We start from the raw sequence: 21747 nt of genomic DNA on the forward strand, positions 1-21747 counted from the left end.
TGCGTGGGTCTGTGGGTAACTTGTTTGTGGAAGTCTGTGAGGCGCGATGGGTATGGTGTGCAGAGAGGTTGATCAGAAATTATCCAGTCAGGAGCACAGAACCGGTGAGTTTCAGGACGTCTTCGCGAGCAAGCCCGCTCCCACAGGAGGAACGCATTCCAAATGTGGGAGCGGGCTTGCTCGCGAAGCTCTTTGCTTTGGCTTTTAGCCCTGGACAGGAACACCTTTGAGGTAAGGCGCAGGCTCGGCCCCGAGGTTGCTCAGCATCCGCTCGCTGTACCAGTCCACGAAGTTGACCACACCGAACTCATAAGTCTTGGAGTACGGCCCCGGCTGGTACGCGGTGGAGTTGATCCCGCGCTGGTTCTCTTCGGCCAGACGGCGGTCCTGGTCGTTGGTCGCGTCCCACACCTGGCGCATGCGCTCGACGTCGTAATCCACGCCTTCGACCGCGTCCTTGTGCACCAGCCATTTGGTGGTGACCATGGTTTCCTGGGCGCTGATCGGCCACACGGTGAAAACGATGATGTGGTCGCCCATGCAGTGGTTCCACGAGTGCGGCAGGTGCAGGATGCGCATCGAACCGAGGTCGGGGTTCTTGATCCGGCCCATCAGTTTGGCGCAGCCCTGTTTGCCGTCCATGGTCATCGACACGGTGCCCTTGAGCAGCGGCATGCGCACGATACGGTTGCGCAGGCCGAAACTGGCGTGGGCGTAAGGGATCTTCTCGGCTTCCCAGGCAGCGGCGGAGGCGGCGACGTGGTCCTTGAACGCCTGATCGGCGCGCGGATCGGTAACGTCGTCCCATTCCAGCAGGGTTTTCAACAGTTCCGGGTGCGAGCCGCCGCAGTGGTAGCACTCGCGGTTGTTTTCCAGCACCAGTTTCCAGTTGGCCTTCTCCATCAAGGTGGTTTGCACCGCCACCTTGGTGTTCTCCATGTCGTACGGTTCCATGTAGTGGTTCAGGGTAGACAGGAAGTCATCGATGGCCGGCGGATTCTCCGCCAGGCTGATGAAGATGTAGCCGCCAGCGGTTTTCACGTTCACCGGTTTCAGGCCGTACTGCTTCATGTCGAAGTCGGCGCCCATTTCGGTGCCGGCGAACAGCAGACGCCCGTCCAGCTCGTAGGTCCACTGGTGGTAGTGGCAGACCAGTTTGGCGACCTTGCCCTTGTCGCTGGTGCACAGGCGCGAACCGCGGTGGCGGCAGACGTTATGGAAGGCGTGCACCACACCGTCGGCGCCACGGATGACGATGATCGGGTTCTTGCCGATCTGCAGGGTGATGTAGTTGCCCTTGGCCGGGATCTCGCAGGTCATGCCGGCGATCAACCACTCTTTCTGGAAGATCTCCTGCATGTCGATATCGAACAGGCGCTCGTCGCTGTAGAACGGTTGCGGCAGCGAGAAGGTGCGCTCGCGCTCCTGCAGCATCTGTGCGGTGGCCTTGCGTGCGGGTTCCAGCGGATCGCCCAGGCTGATTTTTGCGGTGACGTCCATCGATGTGATCCTCGAGGCCATTCTGTGTGGCCGATGAAAAGTGGCTGATCAGGGGTGCTACGCAAGGTGTAAAGCAATCGTCTTGGTGTGAGGCGAGTGTGGGGCCGGCGCGGCCCGCAACCTTATCCATGGGCGACATGGTGCAATCTGTTCCCGACGCGCAACCCCCGGCGGTTGGGGGCTGGTCGCGATAAGTATGCCGATGTCGCGAATAGGTAAACGGGCGCTCTGCGCTATACGCAGAATCGCCACATGAAGGCCGACAGTCGGCCGTGGAGAACAGCATGTCCAACAGCTTCCTGAATCCGGTCACCACCCAGACCTGGGCCAATGGCCGACACATCGTCCGTTGCGTCAAAGTCATCCAGGAAACCTGGGATGTGCGCACCTTCTGCTTCATGGCCGACCAGCCGATCCTGTTCTTCTTCAAGCCGGGGCAGTTCGTGACCCTGGAGCTGGAAATCGAAGGCCAGCCGATCATGCGTTCGTACACCATTTCCAGTTCGCCATCGGTCCCGTACAGCTTCTCGGTGACCATCAAGCGCGTACCGGGCGGCAAGGTTTCTAACTGGTTGCACGACACCTTGCATGAAGGCCAGGAACTGGCGGTGCACGGGCCGGTCGGGCTGTTCAACGCCATCGATTTCCCGAGCCCGAAAGTGCTGTATCTCAGTGGCGGCGTGGGGATCACTCCGTGCATGTCGATGGCGCGCTGGTTCTACGACACCAACGCCAACGTCGACATGACCTTTGTCCACAGCGCGCGGTCGCCGAAAGACATCATTTATCACCGCGAGCTGGAGCACATGGCGTCGCGGATCGACAACTTCAGCCTGCACCTGATCTGCGAGAAGCACGGTCTGGGTGAGCCGTGGGCCGGCTATCGCGGTTACCTCAATCACAAGATGCTCGAACTGATGGTGCCGGACTTCCTCGAGCGCGAAGTGTTCTGCTGCGGTCCGACGCCGTACATGACTGCGGTCAAGCGCCTGCTCGAAGCGGCCGGCTACGACATGTCGCGCTACCACGAGGAGTCTTTCGGCGCCACGCCGCCGGAAGCCCGTGCCGATGCCGTGGAGCAAGCCGAACAGGCCGCCGAGGCGCCGGAAGTCGATGTGGCGGATCTGCATCAGGTCGAGTTCACCGCGTCCGGCAAAAGCATTCGCGTGGCCCCGGGTGAAACCGTGCATGCGGCAGCAGCCAAGCTCGGGCTGATGATCCCGAAAGCCTGCGGCATGGGCATTTGCGGAACCTGCAAGGTGATGAAACTCGGTGGCGAAGTGGAGATGGAGCACAACGGCGGGATTACCGAGGACGATGAGGCCGAGGGGTACATCCTGTCGTGCTGCAGTGTGCCGAAGGGCGACGTGCGCATCGAGTTCTAATGGCCGACGCCATTCCAATGTGGGAGCGGGCTTGCTCGCGAAAGCGCTGGGTCATTCAACGTTGGTGTTGGCTGATTCGACGCCTTCGCGAGCAAGCCCGCTCCCACAGGGGATGTGCGTTCAATCGATGAACAGGTCGGGCATCAGGGTTGCGGTGCTGTCCGGTTCAAACCGGTAGTGATTGAACTCAGTCACACCGCTCTCGCGCAAAATCTCCTCATCAATCAACAACCGTCCCGTGATCTGCCGCCCACTGCTGCTCAAAATCACATGCGCCGCATCTGCCATGATCGCCGGGGTCCTGGCGTGCTTGAACGACTCACGACTCCCCAACTGAAATTCGATCGCCGCGGTGGCAATCATCGTCTGCGGCCATAGCGAATTGACGCTGATGCCGTAACTGGCGAATTCCTCGCTCATGCCCACTGTCAGCATGCTCATGCCGTATTTGGTCACGGTGTAGGGGCTGAACTGGGCGAACCATTTGCTCGCCAGGTTCAGCGGCGGTGAGAGGTTGAGGATGTGTCCGGCGGATTTTTTCAGGTAGGGCAGGGCGGCCTGGCTGCACAGCAGCACCGCGCGGGTGTTGATCTGATGCATCAGATCGAAGCGCTTGAGTTCGATGTGTTGCACACCAGTCAGCTTGATCGCCCCGGCGTTGTTCACCAGCGCATCAATCCCGCCGAAATGTTCGTTGGCCTGGGCTAGCGCGCGGCGGACCGCCTCTTCATCGCGCACATCCACTTGCAGCGCCAACGCTTTGCCGCCGGCCGCTTCGACTTCTGCGGCGACGCTGTGGATGGTGCCGGGCAATTTGGCATGGGTTTCGGCGCTCTTGGCCGCAATCACGATATTGGCCCCGTCCCTGGCGGCCCGCAGCGCAATCTCACGCCCGATGCCACGACTGGCGCCGGTGATGAACAGGGTTTTGCCTTGTAACGACATGCCGATGCTCCTGCTTGTTGTCATGTGAGCGGAGGCTCGACAGACAATGTAGACCAAGAGTCATCGCCATCCCTGTAGGAGCTGCCGCAGGCTGCGATCTTTTGATCTTGTCTTAAAAGAGCAACGTCAAAAGATCGCAGCCTGCGGCGGCTCCTACAGGGGGGGAGCGTGCAGTCAGGTCAGGCAGACATGACTTCGCGGATGTCGCGGGCCAGTTCGCGTACGCGTTCTTCTTCGGTGTCCCACGAGCACATGAAGCGGGCGCCGCCCTTGCCGATGAAGGTGTAGAAGCGCCAGTTCTTCGCGGTCAGCGCGGCGATGGCCGGTTCCGAGAGTTGCAGGAATACGCCGTTGGCCTGCACCGGGAACATCAGTTCCACGCCCGGAATGTCGCTGACCAGCTCCGCCAGCAGTTGCGCGCAGTGGTTGGCGTGGCGGGCGTATTTGAGCCAGGCGTCGTTTTCGAGGATGCCGACCCACGGTGCTGAGAGGAAGCGCATTTTCGACGCCAGTTGCCCGGCCTGCTTGCAGCGGTAGTCGAAGTCTTCGGCCAGTTTGTGGTTGAAGAACAGGATCGCCTCACCCACCGCCATGCCGTTCTTGGTGCCGCCGAAGCACAGCACGTCGACGCCGGCTTTCCAGGTCAGGTCGGCCGGCGAGCAGCCGAGGAACGCGCAGGCGTTGGAGAAACGCGCGCCGTCCATGTGCAGGTGCAGGCCCAGTTCCTTGCAGGTGGCGCTGATGGCGCGGACTTCTTCCGGGGTGTAGACGCTGCCGACTTCGGTGGCCTGGGTCAGGGTCACCACGCGCGGTTTCGGGTAGTGGATGTCCTGGCGCTTGAGCGCGACTTCGCGGATCGACTGCGGGGTGATCTTGCCGTTTTCGGTACCGGCGATCAGCAGTTTCGAGCCGTTGGAAAAGAATTCCGGGGCGCCGCATTCGTCGGTTTCGACGTGGGCGGTTTCCGAGCAGATCACGCTGTGGTAACTCTGGCACAGCGACGACAGCGCCAGCGAGTTGGCGGCGGTGCCGTTGAAGGCGAAGAACACTTCGCAGTCGGTCTCGAACAGACGGCGGAAATGATCGGCCGCGCGTGCGGTCCACTCATCGTCGCCATAAGCGCGCTGGTGGCCGTGGTTGGCCTGTTCCATGGCAGCCCAGGCTTCAGGGCAGATACCGGAGTAGTTGTCGCTGGCGAATTGTTGGCTCTTGTCGGTCATGGCCGGCTTCCGTGATCGCGGCGCTTGTGGCGCTGCGGTGGTCAATGATGGTGCGCACTTTACCGAAGATCATCCGGGGAGCACACGGGATGTCGCTGTCAGAACATTACAGGGATGCAGGCCGATTATGCACGTGAGCACACGCGACGGCGCGCTGGATCTGCTCAAGTGGCTGGCGCTGCTGAGCATGCTGCTCGATCACCTGCGATATGTCGGGATCAGCGCCGATTGGCTGTATGTGCCGGGGCGCCTGGCGTTCCCGTGGTTCTGTCTGGCAATGGCGGCGAACCTCGCCCGCGTCGGTGCGCAAAAGACCGAATGGCGCTATCTGGGCTGGCTGCTGCTGTTCAGCGCCGTCAGTGAAATTCCCTATCGCGCGTACATTCCTGATCCCGACACCTTGAACGTGATGCCCACTCTGGCGCTGGGGCTGCTGGTGGCGCGGGGCTGGCAGGATCGCGCGCTGCTATCGCGACTGCTGGGCGCCGTGGCCTTGTTGCTGGCGGTGCTGGTTTCACCGTGGCTGATGTTCGGCGCGTTTGGGGTGCTGTTGCCGCTGGCGCTGCTGCTGGTGATTCGCCGCCCCTGGTATTTCAGCCTGCTGCCGGGGCTGGTGTGTCTGGCGGGCAATCAGTGGCAGGTGCTGTATGAGGCGGCGCAGTTTGGTAACTACGTGGCGGTGTTCGGCATCGCGGCCTGTCTGCTGGCGCCACTGTGTGGGCTGTTCTTGTTGCAACACGCCGGTTCCGTTCATCCACTGCCGATGCGCCGCTGGGCCTACGCCCTCTATCCCGCGCATTTCCTCCTGCTACTCGCCCTCCGCGCGGCCTGCACATAACCCCTGTGGGAGCGGGCTTGCTCGCGAAAGCGTTGGTTCAGTCAACGGCGATGGTGAATGACACTCGGTCTTCGCGAGCAAGCCCGCTCCCACAGGGGATCTGCGCCGATTCAATGAGTGTGTCCGGCAAGCCATTTCCCGCCATGTCGTAAACGCACCTTTGCGTGGCGTCCGTAGGCATTTGAGCTGTCTGCGCCGGTCATACCATCGCATCAAAGGGCACTGTCGCAAGCGGCGGGCCTGACCAAGACAAAATGGCGCACAGAAGCCGCTGGGAGAGACGCGATGTTCAGCAAGCAAGACCAGATCCAGGGTTACGACGATGCACTGCTGGCGGCGATGAATGCCGAGGAGCAACGTCAGGAAGATCACATCGAGCTGATCGCGTCGGAGAACTACACCAGCAAGCGTGTGATGCAAGCGCAAGGCAGTGGCCTGACCAACAAGTACGCCGAAGGTTATCCGGGCAAGCGCTACTACGGCGGCTGCGAGCATGTGGATAAAGTCGAAGCGCTGGCCATCGAGCGCGCCAAGCAACTGTTCGGCGCCGATTACGCCAACGTCCAGCCGCACTCCGGTTCCTCGGCCAATAGTGCCGTGTACCTGGCGCTGATCCAGCCGGGCGACACCATTCTCGGCATGAGCCTGGCCCACGGCGGTCACCTGACCCACGGCGCCAAGGTTTCGTCCTCGGGCAAGCTGTACAACGCCGTGCAGTACGGGATCAACACCGACACCGGGCTGATCGATTACGACGAAGTCGAGCGCCTGGCCGTCGAGTGCAAGCCGAAGATGATCGTCGCCGGTTTCTCCGCCTACTCCAAGACTCTGGATTTCCCGCGCTTCCGGCAGATCGCCGACAAGGTCGGTGCGCTGCTGTTCGTCGACATGGCCCACGTCGCCGGTCTGGTCGCCGCCGGTCTGTACCCGAACCCGCTGCCGTACGCTGACGTGGTCACCACCACCACCCACAAGACCCTGCGCGGTCCGCGCGGCGGGTTGATCCTGGCCAAGTCCAACGAAGAGATCGAGAAAAAGCTCAACGCTGCCGTGTTCCCCGGCGCTCAGGGCGGCCCGCTGATGCACGTCATCGCCGGTAAAGCCGTGTGCTTCAAGGAAGCGCTGGAGCCGGGCTTCAAGGCTTATCAGCAGCAAGTGATCGACAACGCGCAGGCGATGGCCAGCGTGTTTATCAAACGTGGCTACGATGTAGTGTCCGGCGGTACCGACAACCACCTGTTCCTGGTCAGCCTGATCCGTCAGGGCCTGACCGGCAAAGATGCCGACGCCGCCCTGGGCCGTGCGCACATCACCGTCAACAAGAACGCGGTGCCGAACGACCCGCAATCGCCGTTCGTGACCTCGGGCCTGCGCATCGGCACCCCGGCCGTCACTACTCGCGGTTTCAAGGTGACCCAGTGCGAAGTGTTGGCTGGCTGGATTTGCGACATCCTCGACAACCTCGGCGATGCCGATGTCGAGGCCAACGTCGCCCAGCAGGTTTCGGCCCTGTGCGCAGACTTCCCGGTTTATCGCTGAGTGTTCTGGAGTAACTGACTATGCAACGCTATTCGGGCTTCGGCCTCTTCAAACACTCCCTCAGCCACCACGAAAACTGGCAGCGCATGTGGCGCACGCCAACGCCGAAGAAGGTCTACGACGTGGTCATCGTCGGCGGTGGCGGGCACGGTCTGGCGACCGCCTACTATCTGGCCAAAGAACACGGCATCACCAACGTGGCGGTGGTCGAGAAGGGCTGGCTGGGCGGCGGTAACACCGCGCGCAACACCACCATCGTCCGTTCCAACTACCTGTGGGACGAGTCGGCGCACCTTTACGAGCACGCGATGAAACTGTGGGAAGGCCTGTCGCAGGACCTGAACTACAACGTGATGTTCTCCCAGCGTGGCGTCTACAACCTGTGCCACACCCTGCAGGACATCCGTGATTCCGAGCGTCGGGTCAGCGCCAACCGCCTCAACGGCGTCGACGGCGAACTGCTCAACGCCAAGCAAGTGGCCGACGAGATTCCGTACCTCGACTGCTCGAAAAACACCCGCTACCCGGTGATGGGCGCCACCGTCCAGCGTCGCGGCGGCGTGGCCCGTCACGATGCCGTGGCCTGGGGCTTTGCCCGTGCCGCTGATGCCTTGGGCGTGGACTTGATCCAGCAGACCGAAGTGATCGGTTTCCGCAAGGAAAACGGCGTGTGCATCGGCGTCGAAACCAACAAGGGTTTTATCGGCGCCAAGCGCGTCGGTGTGGTCACTGCCGGTAACTCCGGGCACATGGCCAAGCTCGCCGGTTTCCGCCTGCCGATCGAATCGCATCCGCTGCAAGCGCTGGTATCCGAGCCGATCAAGCCGATTATCGACAGCGTGATCATGTCCAACGCCGTGCACGGTTACATCAGCCAGTCCGACAAGGGCGACCTGGTGATCGGTGCCGGTATCGACGGCTACAACGGCTACGGCCAGCGCGGTTCGTACCCGGTAATCGAGCACACCATCCAGGCCATCGTCGAGATGTTCCCGGTGCTCTCGCGGGTACGCATGAACCGTCAGTGGGGCGGCATCGTCGACACCACGCCGGACGCCTGCCCGATCATTTCGAAAACCCCGGTGCCGAACATGTTCTTCAACTGCGGCTGGGGCACCGGCGGCTTCAAGGCCACACCGGGCTCGGGCAACGTGTTTGCCGCGAGTCTGGCCAAGGGTGAAATGCACCCGTTGGCCGCACCGTTTTCCATCGACCGTTTCCACAACGGCGCCCTTATCGACGAACACGGCGCTGCTGCCGTCGCCCACTAACAGGAGAAATCCCCATGTTGCATATCTTCTGTCCTCACTGCGGCGAACTGCGCTCCGAAGAGGAATTCCATGCATCCGGTCAGGCGCACATTCCGCGTCCGCTGGATCCGGCCGCCTGCACCGATGAAGAGTGGGGCGACTACATGTTCTTCCGCGACAACCCGCGTGGTCTGCACCACGAGTTGTGGGATCACGTTGCCGGTTGCCGCCAGTACTTCAACGTCACTCGCGACACCGTGACTTACGAGATTCTCGAAACCTACAAGATCGGCAGCAAGCCGCAATTCACCGACAAGGCTGATTCGGCGAAAACAGCCACGACGGCGCTGGGAGAGAAGGTATGAGCCAGACCAATCGCCTGTCCAACGGTGGACGGATCGACCGCAACAAAGTGCTGAGCTTCACCTTCAACGGTCAGAGCTACAAAGGCTTCGAGGGCGACTCGCTGGCCTCGGCACTGATCGCCAACGGCGTCGACATCATCGGCCGCAGCTTCAAGTATTCGCGTCCTCGCGGGATCTTCGCCGCCGGTGCCGAAGAGCCGAACGCGGTGCTGCAGATCGGCGCCACCGAAGCCACGCAGATTCCCAACGTGCGCGCCACGCAACAGGCGCTGTACCAAGGCCTGGTCGCCACCAGCACCAACGGCTGGCCGAGCGTCAATAACGACATGATGGGGATTCTCGGCAAGGTCGGCGGCAAGCTGATGCCGCCGGGTTTCTACTACAAAACCTTCATGTACCCGCAATCGTTCTGGATGACCTACGAGAAGTACATTCGCAAGGCTGCCGGCCTGGGCCGCTCGCCGACCGAAGTCGATCCGGACACCTACGACTACATGAACCAGCACTGCGACGTGCTGGTCGTCGGCGCTGGCCCTGCCGGTCTCGCTGCTGCTCTGGCCGCTGCGCGCAGCGGTGCCCGGGTGATTCTGGCCGATGAGCAGGAAGAGTTCGGCGGCAGCCTGCTCGACTCCCGCGAAAGCCTCGACGGCAAGCCGGCGATGGAATGGGTCGCCAGCGTCATTGCCGAATTGAAGGACACCCCGGACGTGCTGCTGTTGCCGCGCGCCACGGTCAACGGTTACCACGACCACAACTTCCTGACCATTCACGAACGCCTTACCGATCACCTCGGTGACCGTGCGCCGATTGGCCAGGTACGCCAGCGCATCCACCGGGTTCGCGCCAAGCGTGTGGTACTGGCGACCGGTGCGCATGAGCGTCCGCTGGTCTACGGCAACAACGACGTGCCGGGCAACATGCTCGCCGGTGCCGTCTCGACGTACGTGCGCCGGTACGGCGTGGCACCGGGCAAAAAACTGGTGCTCTCGACCAACAACGATCACGCCTATCGCGTTGCTCTGGACTGGCTCGACGCCAGCCTGCAAGTGGTGGCCATCGCCGATGCCCGCAGCAATCCGCGGGGTGCGCTGGTAGAAGAGGCGCGCGCCAAAGGCATCCGCATCCTCACCGGCAGCGCCGTGATCGAAGCCCGTGGCAGCAAGCGCGTGACCGCTGCCCGCGTCGCCGCGATCGATGTCAAGGCGCACGCCGTGACCAGTCCGGGCGAATGGCTCGACTGCGACGTGATCGCCAGTTCCGGCGGCTACAGCCCGGTGGTGCACCTGGCCTCGCACCTCGGCGGCAAGCCGATCTGGCGCGAAGACATCCTCGGTTTCGTCCCGGGCGAAGCCCCGCAGAAGCGTGTGTGCGTGGGTGGCATCAACGGCGTTTACGGTCTCGGTGATTCGCTGGCCGATGGTTTCGAAGGCGGCGTGCGCGCGGCCAGTGAAGCCGGTTTCGGTGTGGTCGAAGGCACGTTGCCCAAGGCTCTGAGCCGTCTCGAAGAAGCGACTCTGGCGCTGTTCCAGGTGCCGCATGAGAAAGGCACTGCGCGGGCACCGAAGCAATTCGTCGACCTGCAGAACGACGTCACCGCCGCCGCCATCGAACTGGCGACCCGCGAAGGTTTCGAGTCGGTCGAGCACGTCAAACGCTACACCGCGCTGGGCTTCGGCACCGATCAGGGCAAGCTCGGCAACGTCAACGGCCTGGCGATTGCCGCCCGCTCGCTGAACGTGACCATCCCGCAGATGGGCACCACGATGTTCCGTCCCAACTACACGCCGGTCACCTTCGGCGCGGTCGCGGGCCGTCACTGTGGGCACATCTTCGAACCGGTGCGCTACACCGCGCTGCATGCCTGGCATGTGAAGAACGGCGCCGAGTTTGAAGACGTCGGTCAGTGGAAACGTCCGTGGTACTTCCCGAAAAACGGCGAGGACATGCACGCCGCGGTGAAGCGCGAATGCAAAGCCGTGCGCGACAGCGTCGGCCTGCTCGACGCCTCGACCCTGGGCAAGATCGACATTCAAGGCCCGGATGCCCGCGAGTTCCTCAACCGCGTGTACACCAACGCCTGGACCAAACTCGACGTGGGCAAGGCTCGTTACGGCCTGATGTGCAAAGAAGACGGCATGGTCTTCGACGACGGGGTGACGGCGTGTCTGGCCGACAACCATTTCGTCATGACCACCACCACCGGCGGCGCGGCGCGTGTACTGCAATGGCTGGAGCTGTACCACCAGACCGAATGGCCGGACATGAAGGTGTACTTCACCTCCGTCACCGACCACTGGGCGACCATGACTCTGTCCGGGCCGAACAGCCGCAAGCTGCTCAGCGCCGTGACTGACATCGATCTGAGCAACGAAGCGTTCCCGTTCATGACCTGGAAAGAAGGTCTGGTCGGCGGCGTGCCGGCGCGGGTGTTCCGCATCTCGTTCACCGGTGAGCTGTCGTACGAAGTCAACGTCCAGGCCGACTACGCGATGGGCGTGCTGGAGAAAATCGTCGAGGCTGGCAAGCAGTACCACCTGACCCCGTACGGCACGGAAACCATGCACGTACTGCGCGCCGAGAAGGGCTTCATCATCGTCGGTCAGGACACTGACGGCTCGATGACCCCGGACGACCTGAACATGGGCTGGTGTGTCGGTCGCACCAAGCCGTTCTCGTGGATCGGCCAGCGCGGCATGAGCCGTGAAGACTGCGTGAAAGATCAGCGCAAGCAACTGGTGGGCCTCAAGCCTATCGACCCGAACGTCTGGCTGCCGGAAGGCGCGCAACTGGTGTTCAACACCAAGCAGGCGATCCCGATGACCATGGTCGGCCACGTGACCTCCAGTTACGCGCACAACTCCCTTGGCTATTCGTTTGCCATGGGCGTGGTCAAGGGCGGCCTGAAGCGCATGGGTGAGCGGGTGTTCGCACCGCTGGCCGATGGCAGCGTGATCGAGGCGGAGATTGTTTCTTCGGTGTTCTTCGATCCGAAGGGTGATCGGCAGAACATCTGACAGACCGAGTCGCGGCCTTCGCGAGCAAGCCCGCTCCCACAGGGGAATGCATTCCAGATGTGGGAGCGGGCTTGCTCGCGAAGGCGTCAGTAGATTCATCACAGAATTCAGCAAAGGTGCTTTATGACCACAGCCAACGTGTACCAACAACGCCCAACCACCGGGGCAAAGGCCGAGTCGTCGCTGCACCATGCCGACCTCGCCAGCCTGGTCGGCAAGGGTCGCAAGAACGCCGGCGTGATCGTGCGTGAGAAAAAACTCCTCGGCCACCTGACGATTCGTGGCGATGGCCACGACGCGGCGTTTGCCGCTGGCGTGCACAAGGCCCTGGGCATCGAATTGCCCGGCGCGCTGAGCGTGATCGTCAAAGGCGAAACCAGCCTGCAATGGATGGGCCCGGATGAGTGGCTGCTGATCGTGCCCAGCGGTGAAGAGTTCGCCGCCGAGCAGAAACTGCGCGAAGCGCTGGGCGATCTGCACATCGCGATCGTCAACGTCAGCGGTGGCCAGCAAGTGCTCGAACTGAGCGGGTCGAACGTGCGTCAGGTGCTGATGAAGTCCACCAGCTACGACGTGCACCCGAACAATTTCCCGGTGGGCAAAGCGGTCGGCACGGTGTTCGCCAAGTCGCAACTGATGATTCGCCACACCGCCGAAGACACCTGGGAACTGCTGATCCGCCGCAGCTTCTCGGATTACTGGTGGTTGTGGCTGCAGGATGCGTCGGCTGAGTACGGGCTTAGCGTTCAGGCCTGAAAGAGCAAAAGCCACCCCCTCACCCCAGCCCTCTCCCCCAGGGGGGAGAGGGGGAAAGGGAGCCGATTTCGGGTGTTTTTGTGATCTGCATTCACATTCGCAATTTCAGGTCGGCGTAGTTCGAAACAACACCTCGGTCAGTCCCCTCTCCCTCCGGGAGAGGGCTAGGGTGAGGGGAAAAATCCCCTGACACCCCGCACAAAGAACAGGAGTCACCGCCCCATGAGCCGCGCCCCAGACACATGGATTCTGACCGCCGACTGCCCCAGCGTACTTGGCACTGTGGACGCGGTGACGCGTTTTCTGTTCGAGCAGGGTTGCTACGTCACCGAGCACCACTCGTTCGATGACCGGCTCTCGGGCCGCTTCTTCATTCGTGTGGAATTCCGTCAGCCCGACGGCTTCGACGAACAATCCTTCCGCACCGGCCTCGCCGAGCGCGGGCAGGCGTTCGGCATGGTCTTCGAGCTGACCGCGCCGAACTACCGGCCGAAAGTGGTGATCATGGTCTCCAAGGCCGATCACTGCCTTAACGACTTGCTCTACCGTCAGCGCATCGGCCAGTTGTCGATGGACGTCGCGGCGGTGGTCTCCAACCATCCGGACCTCAAGCCGCTGGCCGACTGGCACCAGATTCCCTACTACCACTTCCCCCTCGATCCCAACGACAAGCCGGCGCAAGAGCGTCAGGTGTGGCAGGTGATCGAAGAGTCCGGCGCCGAACTGGTGATCCTCGCCCGCTACATGCAGGTGCTGTCACCGGAGCTGTGCCGCAAGCTCGATGGCAAGGCGATCAACATTCACCACTCGCTGCTGCCGGGGTTCAAGGGCGCAAAGCCGTATCACCAGGCTTACAACAAGGGGGTGAAACTGGTCGGCGCGACGGCGCATTACATCAACAACGATCTCGACGAGGGGCCGATCATCGCCCAGGGCGTCGAGGCGGTGGATCACAGTCATTACCCTGAGGATCTGATTGCCAAGGGGCGCGATATTGAAGGCCTGACCCTGGCGCGGGCGGTGGGTTATCACATTGAGCGCAGGGTGTTTCTCAACGCCAATCGCACCGTCGTTCTTTAGATCGCTTTCGCGAGCAAGCCCGCTCCCACAGTTTGATCTCAGGTGTGACAGAGATCTTTGTTTTAACGCAAATCCCCTGTGGGAGCGGGCTTGCTCGCGAAGAGGCCATAACAGGCAACACAACAATCAGCATCTGTACCCGAGCACTCAACGCGCTGCCTGCCTGGGCAACGCGGTTCCATAAAAACAACAGCGAGGTGAAAGCATGTCTGGCAATCGTGGTGTGGTGTATCTCGGCGCTGGCAAGGTCGAAGTGCAGAAAATCGACTATCCGAAAATGCAGGACCCGCGCGGTCGCAAGATCGAGCACGGGGTCATTCTCAAAGTGGTGTCCACCAATATCTGCGGCTCCGACCAGCACATGGTGCGCGGTCGGACCACGGCGCAGACCGGTCTGGTGCTGGGCCATGAAATCACCGGCGAAGTGATCGAAAAGGGTTCCGACGTCGAGAACCTGAAAATCGGTGACCTGGTCTCCGTACCGTTCAACGTGGCTTGCGGGCGCTGCCGTTCCTGCAAGGAGCAACACACCGGCGTCTGCCTGACCGTCAACCCGGCCCGTGCCGGCGGTGCTTACGGTTACGTCGACATGGGCGACTGGACCGGCGGTCAGGCCGAGTACGTGCTGGTGCCTTACGCTGACTTCAACCTGCTGAAACTGCCGGACCGCGACAAGGCCATGGAGAAAATCCGCGACCTGACCTGCCTCTCCGACATCCTGCCCACCGGTTACCACGGTGCGGTTACCGCCGGCGTTGGCCCGGGCAGCACTGTTTACATTGCCGGCGCCGGCCCGGTCGGTCTGGCTGCTGCCGCTTCGGCGCGTCTGCTCGGCGCGGCGGTGGTGATCGTCGGCGACGTCAACACCATCCGCCTGGCGCACGCCAAGGCTCAGGGTTTCGAAGTGGTCGACCTGTCCAAGGACACGCCGCTGCACGAACAGATCGCCGCACTGCTGGGCGAGCCGGAAGTCGATTGCGCGGTTGACTGCGTGGGCTTCGAAGCCCGTGGTCACGGGCATGACGGGGTCAAAGCCGAAGCCCCGGCCACCGTACTCAACTCGCTGATGGGCGTGGTGCGTGTCGCCGGCAAGATCGGTATCCCGGGCCTGTACGTCACCGAAGACCCAGGTGCCGTGGACGCCGCCGCGAAAATGGGTAGCCTGAGCATCCGCTTCGGCCTCGGCTGGGCCAAGTCGCACAGCTTCCACACCGGCCAGACCCCGGTGATGAAGTACAACCGCCAGCTGATGCAAGCGATCATGTGGGACCGCATCAACATCGCCGAAGTGGTGGGCGTGCAGGTGATCAGCCTTGATCAGGCGCCGGAAGGTTACGGCGAGTTCGATGCCGGCGTGCCGAAGAAGTTTGTGATCGATCCGCACAAGTTGTTCAGTGCGGCGTAATTGAAAAAGGCGACTTTCGGGTCGCCTTTTTTAGATCAAAAGATCGCAGCCTGCGGCAGCTCCTACACTAATCCCTGTAGGAGCTGCCGAAGGCTGCGATCTTTTGCTTTTTTGCTATCTGTCTTTCACCCGGCTATCCACGGTTTCACATTTTATAGACGCAGCTCCCCTGAAAATGGCCCCACCAACAAGGAACATGCCGGCGGATACCCGGTCAAACCGGCAGTTTTGCCGCCCACTCCACGGGCGGTGACCACAGCGCAAGAGGATGTCTGAATGAAGATTTCACGCGGTATTGCCCTGGCTTCACTGATGACCCTTGCCGCGAGCCCGGTGTTTGCCGGCTTCAGTCTGGATGACGTGACCAGAGCCGCTTCGAGCATGCAGGGCGGCAACGCTGCGACTGCTGCGGCGCCGACGTCGGAAACCGCCGGGCTGCTGCAGGCTATCACCGGTCTGGGTGTGACGCCGCAGCAGGCCGTCGGTGGCACCAGCGCGATGCTGGGGCTGGCCAAGAACCAGTTGAGCAGCACCGATTATTCGCAGTTGGCCAAAGAAGTGCCGGGCATCGACAAGTTGTCGGGCGGTGGCGGCAACCTGGCGGCGTTGAGCGGTTTGCTCGGCTCGTCGGGTAAGTCGGCCGGGCTGGAAAATGCCCTGGGCAACGTCAAGGATACCAATGACCTGAACAACGCCTTCGGTGCCTTAGGCATGGACAGCGGCATGGTCGGCCAGTTTGCCCCGGTGCTGCTCAAGTACCTGGGTGATCAGGGCGTCGGCGGCCCGATTCTGCAAAGCCTGGGCAGCATCTGGGGCGCCGGCACCGGTAGCTGATTCAGCCGCGCTTGCCGCGCAGTTCGGCGATGCGCTGGTCTTTCTCGGTCCAGAGCTGGTTGACCCAGTTCTGGACCTGCTGGCGAAACAGCGGATCGTTTTCGTAATCGCCCTGCGACAGTGCCGGGTCGAGTTCGCGGGTCTGGATGTCGACAATCACGCGCGGCACGTTGCCGCTGATCAGATCCCAGAACCCCGGAATCCTCGGCTGCGGATAGACCACAGTCACATCAAGCAGCGCATCCAGTTGTTCGCCCATCGCCGCCAGCACAAACGCCACGCCGCCGGCCTTGGGTTTGAGCAGGTGCTTGAACGGTGACTGCTGCTGCGCGCTTTTCGCCGCGGTATAGCGCGTACCTTCCAGATAATTCACCACCGTCACCGGCTGGCGCTTGAACAGCTCGCAGGCCTGTTTGGTGATCTCCAGATCCTTGCCCGCCAGTTCCGGGTGTTTGGCCAGAAACGCCTTGCTGTAGCGCTTCATGAACGGGTAATCCAGCGCCCACCACGCCAGGCCGAGAAACGGCACCCAGATCAGCTCTTTCTTGAGGAAGAACTTGAAGAACGGCGTGCGCCGGTTGAGGGTCTGGATCAGCGCCGGAATATCGACCCACGACTGGTGGTTGCTGATCACCAGATACGAGGTGTCACCGCGCAGCTCGGCGCCACCGCGAATGTCCCACTGGGTGGGAATGCACAGGCGAAAGATCAGCTTGTCGATCTCGGCCCAGGTCTCGGCGATCCACATCACCGCCCACGACGCGTAATCACGCCAGCGCCCGGGCGCGATCAGCTTGAGCAGGGCAAAGACCAGCAATGGCCCGATCAGGATCAGGGTGTTGAGCAACAGCAGCAGGGTGACGAAACAGCCGGTGAGCAGGCGGCGCATAAGCAACTCTATGAAATTGGATGGGCGTCATGATAGGTGGCTTCGGGCGACAGGCCAAATCGGGGGTGACAAATGTTTCACCTTTGGGCAGCTATGCTGGAGCCAATTATTGTGTTGGCAGTCTGGCCCCTTCGCGAGCAAGCCCGCTCCCACAGGGGATGAGTGGTGTGCTGAAGACAGCATGTACGCAGTAGAACCAATGTGGGAGCGGGCTTGCTCGCGAAGGCGTACTCAAGGCGAACCAATTGCTGGCCGGCTGTCTAAAATCTCGCGTCTGACGCCCTCATTTCTCAAGGAAGCCCTCTACGTGAAATCCCTCCTTGCACTGTTTGCCCTCGTCGCCCTGCCGGTCATGGCCGCCGAGCCGACCCTGTACGGGCGTTATGAATACATCGCGCTGCCGGAAATTGGCGGCGAGGTGCTCAAGGCCAAGATGGACACCGGCGCGCTGACCGCTTCGCTGTCGGCCAAGGACATCGAGACCTTCACCCGCGACGGCGAAAACTGGGTGCGTTTCCGCCTCGGCACCAAGGACGCCAGCAACAAGGTCTACGAACACAAGATCGCGCGGATCAGCAAGATCAAGACGCGCTCGGATGAAGAGGACGAGGGCGACAGCAGCGAAGTCGCCAAGCGTCCGGTGGTCGATCTTGAGCTGTGCCTGGGCAACGTCAAGCGCACCGTCGAGGTCAACCTGACCGACCGCAGCAACTTCAACTACCCGCTGCTGATCGGCGCCAAGGCCCTGCGCGAGTTCGGCGCCGCGGTGAACCCGGCGCGGCGCTTCACGGCTGACAAGCCGGACTGCTAAGAACCAAGTGGTCTGATTGACGTAACGTCGGGCTTGGGGCACCGTTCGCGCACTTAACCCATGGGCTCGGACGCCATGCCTCATATCCTGATTGTCGAAGACGAAGCGGCGATTGCCGATACGCTGATTTTTGCCCTGCAGGGCGAGGGGTTCACCACCACGTGGCTGAGCCTCGGCGCGGCGGCGCTGGAGCATCAGCGCCAGACCCCGGCCGATCTGATCATTCTCGATATCGGCCTGCCGGACATCAGCGGTTTCGAAACCTGCAAACAGCTGCGACGCTTCAGTGAAGTGCCGGTGCTGTTTCTCAGCGCCCGGGACGCCGAGATCGACCGAGTGGTGGGGCTGGAGATCGGTGCCGACGATTACGTGGTCAAACCGTTCAGCCCGCGGGAAGTCGCGGCACGGGTCCGGGCGATCCTCAAACGCATGGCACCGCGTCCTGTGGGCGAAATCTCTTCGGTGCTGTTCCGCGTCGATCCCGAGCGCGTGCTGATCACCTACCGCGGCCAGCCACTGAGCCTGACCCGCCACGAATTCCGTTTGCTGCAGTGTCTGCTCGAGCAACCGCAGCGGGTATTCAGCCGCGAGCAATTGCTCGATGCGCTGGGGGTTGCCGCCGATGCCGGTTACGAGCGCAGCATCGACAGCCATATCAAAAGCGTGCGCGCCAAATTGCGCCTGGTGCACGCCGATGCCGAGCCGATCCAGACCCATCGCGGCCTCGGTTACAGCTACAGCCCGGGGCACAGCTGATGTCGCTGGGGCTGCGGATCTTTCTGGTGTATGTGCTGTTTATTGGCCTGACCGGTTACTTCGTGCTCAACACCGTGATGGAAGAAATCCGCCCCGGTGTGCGTCAGTCCACCGAAGAAACCCTGGTCGACACCGCCAACCTGATGGCGGAAATTCTCCGTGATGATTTCAAGGCCGGGACCCTCAGCGCAAACCGCTGGCCCGAGTTGCTGCGTGCCTACGGCGAGCGTCAGCCGCAGGCGACGATCTGGGGATTGCCAAAAAACCACGTCAACCATCGCATCTATGTCACCGACGCCAAAGGCATGGTGGTACTGGACTCGAGCGGGGTGGCGGTCGGTCAGGATTATTCGCGCTGGAATGACGTCTACCTGACCCTGCGCGGCGAATACGGTGCGCGCTCGACCCGCAGCGATCCGAACGATCCGGGGTCGTCGGTGATGCACGTCGGCGCGCCGATCCGTGATAACGGGCGGATCATCGGCGTGGTCACCGTGGCCAAACCCAACAGCTCCTTGCAGCCTTACGTCGATCGTACCGAGCGGCGCTTGCTGTTTTACGGCGCCGGGCTGATCGGTCTGGGCTTGTTGTTCGGCGCCCTGTTGTCGTGGTGGCTGAGCCGTGCGTTGCACCGTTTGACCGGTTATGCGCAAGCAGTGAGCGAAGGCCGCCGGGTCGAAGTGCCGCATTATCGCGGCGGCGAACTGGAACAGTTGGCCACGGCGGTGGAGCAGATGCGCACCCAGCTGGAGGGCAAGGCTTACGTCGAGCGTTATGTACACACCCTGACCCATGAATTGAAAAGTCCGCTGGCGGCGATTCGCGGTGCCGCGGAGTTGCTGCAAGGTGATATGCCGCCGGTGCAGCGCCTGCGTTTTGTCAGCAACATCGACAGTGAAAGCGCACGGATGCAGCAGTTGATCGAGCGCTTGCTGAACCTGGCGCAGGTCGAGCAGCGCCAGGGGCTGGAAGAACGAGTGGCGGTGCCGCTGGCGGCGCTGGTTGAAGAGTTGTTACGCGCGCAGGCGGCGCGGATCGAAGGTCGTCAGCTCAAGGTCGAGCAGGCGATTGCGGCGGATCTGCTGCTGATCGGCGAACCGTTTCTGCTGCGTCAGGCGCTGGGCAACCTGCTGGATAACGCGCTGGACTTCACCCCGGTTGCCGGCGTGCTGCGCTTCAGTGCCGAGCGCGTCGGGGAGCAGGTCGAGCTGCGCCTGTTCAACCAGGCCGAGCCGATTCCCGAGTACGCGTTGCCGCGTTTGAGCGAGCGGTTTTATTCGCTGCCGCGGCCGGACAGTGGGCGCAAGAGCACCGGGCTTGGACTCAACTTCGTCGAGGAAGTGGTGACGTTGCATGGTGGGTTGATGCAGATTCGCAATGTCGAAAACGGTGTGGAAGTGATTTTGCGCCTGCCTTGATCAAGTCAAAAGATCGCAGCCTGCGGCAGCTCCTACACCGATCTCTGTAGGAGCTGCCGAAGGCTGCGATCTTTTGATCTTTTTCCACACAATCTCCATATTCGCCCCACATTCCCCTCATACATCACCACCAGACTCTGCCCCATCCAAACAGGGAGAGTCCCCATGAACAAAAATCTGACCATAAAGCTCGGGGCGATTGCCCTGCTGATTCTGCTGTTGCTGATTCCGTTGCTGATGATCGACGGCATCATCGACGACCGTCAGCAACTGCGCGACGGCGTGCTTGAAGACATCGCTCGCAGCTCCAGCTACAGCCAGCAACTGAGCGGACCGGTGATGGTGGTGCCGTATCGCAAGGTAGTGCGCACCTGGAAGACCAATGAGAAAACCAATCAGCGTTATGAAGAACTCGGCGAAGAACGCGGTCGTCTGTACTTTTTGCCGGAGCGCTTTGAGCTCGACGGACAGGTACAAACCGAACTGCGCAATCGCGGTATCTACGAGGCCCGCTTGTTCCATGCCGACAATCGCATCACCGGGCATTTCTCGTTGCCGACGCAGTTGGGCATCCAGGAGGATTTTGCCGATTACCAGTTTGATGCGCCGTTTCTGGCGGTGGGCATCAGCGACATTCGCGGCATCGAAAACGCGCTGAAACTGGAACTCGACGGCCAGCGTCTGGACTTCGTGCCCGGCACGCAAGTCGGCTGGCTCGGCGAAGGGGTGCGGGTCACGCTGCCGGCGCTGGATGCCAGCAAAGCCACGGAGCTGGCCTTCGGTTTTGATCTACGCCTGCAAGGCACCGGTTCGCTGCAGGTGCTGCCGGTGGGCAAGACCAGCCATGTCAGCCTGACGGCGAACTGGCCGCACCCGAGCTTCATCGGCAACTTCCTGCCGGGCAAACGCGAGATCGGTGATCAGGGTTTCAGCGCCGATTGGCAGACCTCGTTTTTCTCCACCAACCTGCAGGAAGCCATGAGCCGCTGCGTGATGGGCAATGACTGCGAGGCGTTCAACGGGCGCAGCTTCGGGGTGAGTTTCATCGACCCGGTGGATCAGTATCTGAAGAGCGATCGGGCGATCAAATATGCGCTGCTGTTCATTGTCCTGACGTTCGCCGGTTTCTTCCTGTTCGAAGTGCTCAAGAGCCTCGCGGTGCATCCGGTGCAATACGCGCTGGTGGGGGTGGCGCTGGCGTTCTTCTATCTGTTGTTGCTGTCGTTGTCGGAGCACATCGGCTTTGCCCTGGCGTATCTGTTGTCGGCCAGTGGCTGTGTATTGTTGATCGGGTTTTATGTCTGCCACGTGCTGCACAGCGTGCGCCATGGTTTGAGTTTTTCTGTGGGATTGGCTGCGTTGTATGGCTTGTTGTACGGGTTGTTGAACGCTGAGGATTACGCGCTGCTGATGGGCTCTCTGCTGCTGTTCGGCTTGCTCGGGGTGTTTATGGTGCTGACGCGCAAACTCGACTGGTACGGAATCGGGCAGAAGCCGGCCAGGCCGTTGGAGTTTGATGTGGGGGCGATGCAATGAGTGGGTTGTTGGGACTGCGCGAGGATCAGCGCTGGAAGGATGGGCTGGTGACACGGATTATGGCGTTGCTGCCAGTGGAATCGAGCTGGTGCCATCGCTGGCAAGCCAGCTCCCACGGGATTTGTGTTGAGCCAGAGGTCCCTGACATACCCAAACCCATTGTGGGAGCTGGCTTGCCAGCGAAGAGGCCGGAGCAGGCGCCGCCG

At 61.8% G+C, this 21747-nt stretch carries 18 protein-coding genes; 14 read left to right on the forward strand and 4 right to left on the reverse strand.

The annotated features are described in order from the left end of the window. Positions 1 to 204: 204 nt before the first annotated feature. A complete protein-coding gene (gbcA, locus tag ACXR0M_RS03095) occupies positions 205 to 1500 on the reverse strand; it encodes a glycine-betaine demethylase subunit GbcA (protein ID WP_458829790.1) in 1296 nt (431 codons plus the stop codon). Positions 1501 to 1784: 284 nt separating this feature from the next. On the opposite strand from gbcA, the gene gbcB reads away from it, so the two are divergent. Further along, the gene (gbcB, locus tag ACXR0M_RS03100) at positions 1785 to 2885 is read left to right on the forward strand and encodes a glycine-betaine demethylase subunit GbcB (RefSeq protein WP_458829792.1); all 1101 of its coding nucleotides are present in this window, start codon (positions 1785 to 1787) and stop codon (positions 2883 to 2885) included. 120 nt (positions 2886 to 3005) lie between these two features. Here gbcB and ACXR0M_RS03105 read toward each other — a convergent pair whose 3' ends face one another. Together ACXR0M_RS03105 and ACXR0M_RS03110 are read right to left on the reverse strand one after the other, a co-directional pair. Beyond that, positions 3006 to 3830, reverse strand: coding sequence for an SDR family oxidoreductase (locus ACXR0M_RS03105; RefSeq protein ID WP_458829794.1), 825 nt, complete (start codon positions 3828 to 3830; stop codon positions 3006 to 3008). 179 nt (positions 3831 to 4009) lie between these two features. Then, the gene (locus tag ACXR0M_RS03110) at positions 4010 to 5050 is read right to left on the reverse strand and encodes a threonine aldolase family protein (protein WP_458829796.1); all 1041 of its coding nucleotides are present in this window, start codon (positions 5048 to 5050) and stop codon (positions 4010 to 4012) included. Between the two features lie 127 nt (positions 5051 to 5177). On the opposite strand from ACXR0M_RS03110, the gene ACXR0M_RS03115 reads away from it, so the two are divergent. From ACXR0M_RS03115 to ACXR0M_RS03155, 9 genes are all read left to right on the forward strand, one after another. Then, entirely contained in the window at positions 5178 to 5888 is a 711-nt protein-coding gene (locus tag ACXR0M_RS03115; RefSeq protein WP_458829798.1) for a TraX family protein, read from the forward strand. A gap of 285 nt (positions 5889 to 6173) precedes the next feature. Then, entirely contained in the window at positions 6174 to 7427 is a 1254-nt protein-coding gene (glyA, locus tag ACXR0M_RS03120) for a serine hydroxymethyltransferase (protein ID WP_108225128.1), read from the forward strand. Positions 7428 to 7447: 20 nt separating this feature from the next. Beyond that, positions 7448 to 8698 carry a sarcosine oxidase subunit beta gene (locus ACXR0M_RS03125; RefSeq protein ID WP_003206307.1) on the forward strand — a complete coding sequence of 417 codons (1251 nt, stop codon included), beginning with the start codon at positions 7448 to 7450 and terminating at the stop codon, positions 8696 to 8698. 14 nt (positions 8699 to 8712) lie between these two features. Next, positions 8713 to 9042 carry a sarcosine oxidase subunit delta gene (locus ACXR0M_RS03130; protein WP_458829801.1) on the forward strand — a complete coding sequence of 110 codons (330 nt, stop codon included), beginning with the start codon at positions 8713 to 8715 and terminating at the stop codon, positions 9040 to 9042. Next, positions 9039 to 12056 carry a sarcosine oxidase subunit alpha gene (locus tag ACXR0M_RS03135; RefSeq protein WP_458829803.1) on the forward strand — a complete coding sequence of 1006 codons (3018 nt, stop codon included), beginning with the start codon at positions 9039 to 9041 and terminating at the stop codon, positions 12054 to 12056. Before ACXR0M_RS03130 ends, ACXR0M_RS03135 begins: the two co-directional genes overlap by 4 nt. A 123-nt stretch (positions 12057 to 12179) precedes the next feature. Beyond that, positions 12180 to 12812 (forward strand): sarcosine oxidase subunit gamma, encoded by a 633-nt coding sequence (locus ACXR0M_RS03140; protein WP_458829805.1) that lies wholly within the window; start codon positions 12180 to 12182, stop codon positions 12810 to 12812. 222 nt (positions 12813 to 13034) lie between these two features. Then, positions 13035 to 13892, forward strand: a complete 858-nt coding sequence (gene purU, locus ACXR0M_RS03145) for a formyltetrahydrofolate deformylase (protein WP_093097610.1) — start codon at positions 13035 to 13037, stop codon at positions 13890 to 13892. Positions 13893 to 14097: 205 nt separating this feature from the next. After that, positions 14098 to 15297 carry a formaldehyde dehydrogenase, glutathione-independent gene (gene fdhA / locus ACXR0M_RS03150; RefSeq protein ID WP_186622719.1) on the forward strand — a complete coding sequence of 400 codons (1200 nt, stop codon included), beginning with the start codon at positions 14098 to 14100 and terminating at the stop codon, positions 15295 to 15297. A 276-nt stretch (positions 15298 to 15573) separates the two neighbouring features. After that, positions 15574 to 16131 (forward strand): DUF2780 domain-containing protein, encoded by a 558-nt coding sequence (locus ACXR0M_RS03155; RefSeq protein ID WP_458829808.1) that lies wholly within the window; start codon positions 15574 to 15576, stop codon positions 16129 to 16131. Position 16132: 1 nt separating this feature from the next. On the opposite strand, the gene ACXR0M_RS03160 is transcribed toward ACXR0M_RS03155, so the two are convergent. After that, on the reverse strand, positions 16133 to 17020 hold the full coding sequence (locus ACXR0M_RS03160) for an acyltransferase (RefSeq protein WP_458829810.1): 888 nt from the start codon (positions 17018 to 17020) through the stop codon (positions 16133 to 16135). A gap of 307 nt (positions 17021 to 17327) precedes the next feature. On the opposite strand from ACXR0M_RS03160, the gene rloA2 reads away from it, so the two are divergent. The 4 genes from rloA2 (at position 17328) to creD (ending at position 21541) form a co-directional block, all read left to right on the forward strand. Continuing rightward, entirely contained in the window at positions 17328 to 17831 is a 504-nt protein-coding gene (gene rloA2, locus ACXR0M_RS03165; RefSeq protein ID WP_458829812.1) for a retropepsin-like aspartic peptidase RloA2, read from the forward strand. A 75-nt stretch (positions 17832 to 17906) separates the two neighbouring features. Further along, a complete protein-coding gene (creB, locus tag ACXR0M_RS03170; RefSeq protein WP_458829814.1) occupies positions 17907 to 18587 on the forward strand; it encodes a two-component system response regulator CreB in 681 nt (226 codons plus the stop codon). Further along, the gene (gene creC, locus ACXR0M_RS03175) at positions 18587 to 20005 is read left to right on the forward strand and encodes a two-component system sensor histidine kinase CreC (RefSeq protein ID WP_458829816.1); all 1419 of its coding nucleotides are present in this window, start codon (positions 18587 to 18589) and stop codon (positions 20003 to 20005) included. Before creB ends, creC begins: the two co-directional genes overlap by 1 nt. Before the next feature lie 165 nt (positions 20006 to 20170). Then, on the forward strand, positions 20171 to 21541 hold the full coding sequence (creD, locus tag ACXR0M_RS03180) for a cell envelope integrity protein CreD (protein WP_458829818.1): 1371 nt from the start codon (positions 20171 to 20173) through the stop codon (positions 21539 to 21541). Positions 21542 to 21747 lie beyond the last annotated feature (206 nt).

It is taken from the genome of Pseudomonas sp. Eth.TT006 (assembly GCF_054456575.1).

What these genes read in the sequence shown, in the direction of transcription:
- gbcA (WP_458829790.1), bottom strand. Translation starts at nt 1,500, where the DNA reads ATGGACGTCACCGCAAAAATCAGCCTGGGCGATCCGCTGGAACCCGCA.
- gbcB (WP_458829792.1), top strand. Translation starts at nt 1,785, where the DNA reads ATGTCCAACAGCTTCCTGAATCCGGTCACCACCCAGACCTGGGCCAAT.
- ACXR0M_RS03105 (WP_458829794.1), bottom strand. Translation starts at nt 3,830, where the DNA reads ATGTCGTTACAAGGCAAAACCCTGTTCATCACCGGCGCCAGTCGTGGC.
- ACXR0M_RS03110 (WP_458829796.1), bottom strand. Translation starts at nt 5,050, where the DNA reads ATGACCGACAAGAGCCAACAATTCGCCAGCGACAACTACTCCGGTATC.
- ACXR0M_RS03115 (WP_458829798.1), top strand. Translation starts at nt 5,178, where the DNA reads ATGCACGTGAGCACACGCGACGGCGCGCTGGATCTGCTCAAGTGGCTG.
- glyA (WP_108225128.1), top strand. Translation starts at nt 6,174, where the DNA reads ATGTTCAGCAAGCAAGACCAGATCCAGGGTTACGACGATGCACTGCTG.
- ACXR0M_RS03125 (WP_003206307.1), top strand. Translation starts at nt 7,448, where the DNA reads ATGCAACGCTATTCGGGCTTCGGCCTCTTCAAACACTCCCTCAGCCAC.
- ACXR0M_RS03130 (WP_458829801.1), top strand. Translation starts at nt 8,713, where the DNA reads ATGTTGCATATCTTCTGTCCTCACTGCGGCGAACTGCGCTCCGAAGAG.
- ACXR0M_RS03135 (WP_458829803.1), top strand. Translation starts at nt 9,039, where the DNA reads ATGAGCCAGACCAATCGCCTGTCCAACGGTGGACGGATCGACCGCAAC.
- ACXR0M_RS03140 (WP_458829805.1), top strand. Translation starts at nt 12,180, where the DNA reads ATGACCACAGCCAACGTGTACCAACAACGCCCAACCACCGGGGCAAAG.
- purU (WP_093097610.1), top strand. Translation starts at nt 13,035, where the DNA reads ATGAGCCGCGCCCCAGACACATGGATTCTGACCGCCGACTGCCCCAGC.
- fdhA (WP_186622719.1), top strand. Translation starts at nt 14,098, where the DNA reads ATGTCTGGCAATCGTGGTGTGGTGTATCTCGGCGCTGGCAAGGTCGAA.
- ACXR0M_RS03155 (WP_458829808.1), top strand. Translation starts at nt 15,574, where the DNA reads ATGAAGATTTCACGCGGTATTGCCCTGGCTTCACTGATGACCCTTGCC.
- ACXR0M_RS03160 (WP_458829810.1), bottom strand. Translation starts at nt 17,020, where the DNA reads ATGCGCCGCCTGCTCACCGGCTGTTTCGTCACCCTGCTGCTGTTGCTC.
- creB (WP_458829814.1), top strand. Translation starts at nt 17,907, where the DNA reads ATGCCTCATATCCTGATTGTCGAAGACGAAGCGGCGATTGCCGATACG.
- creC (WP_458829816.1), top strand. Translation starts at nt 18,587, where the DNA reads ATGTCGCTGGGGCTGCGGATCTTTCTGGTGTATGTGCTGTTTATTGGC.
- creD (WP_458829818.1), top strand. Translation starts at nt 20,171, where the DNA reads ATGAACAAAAATCTGACCATAAAGCTCGGGGCGATTGCCCTGCTGATT.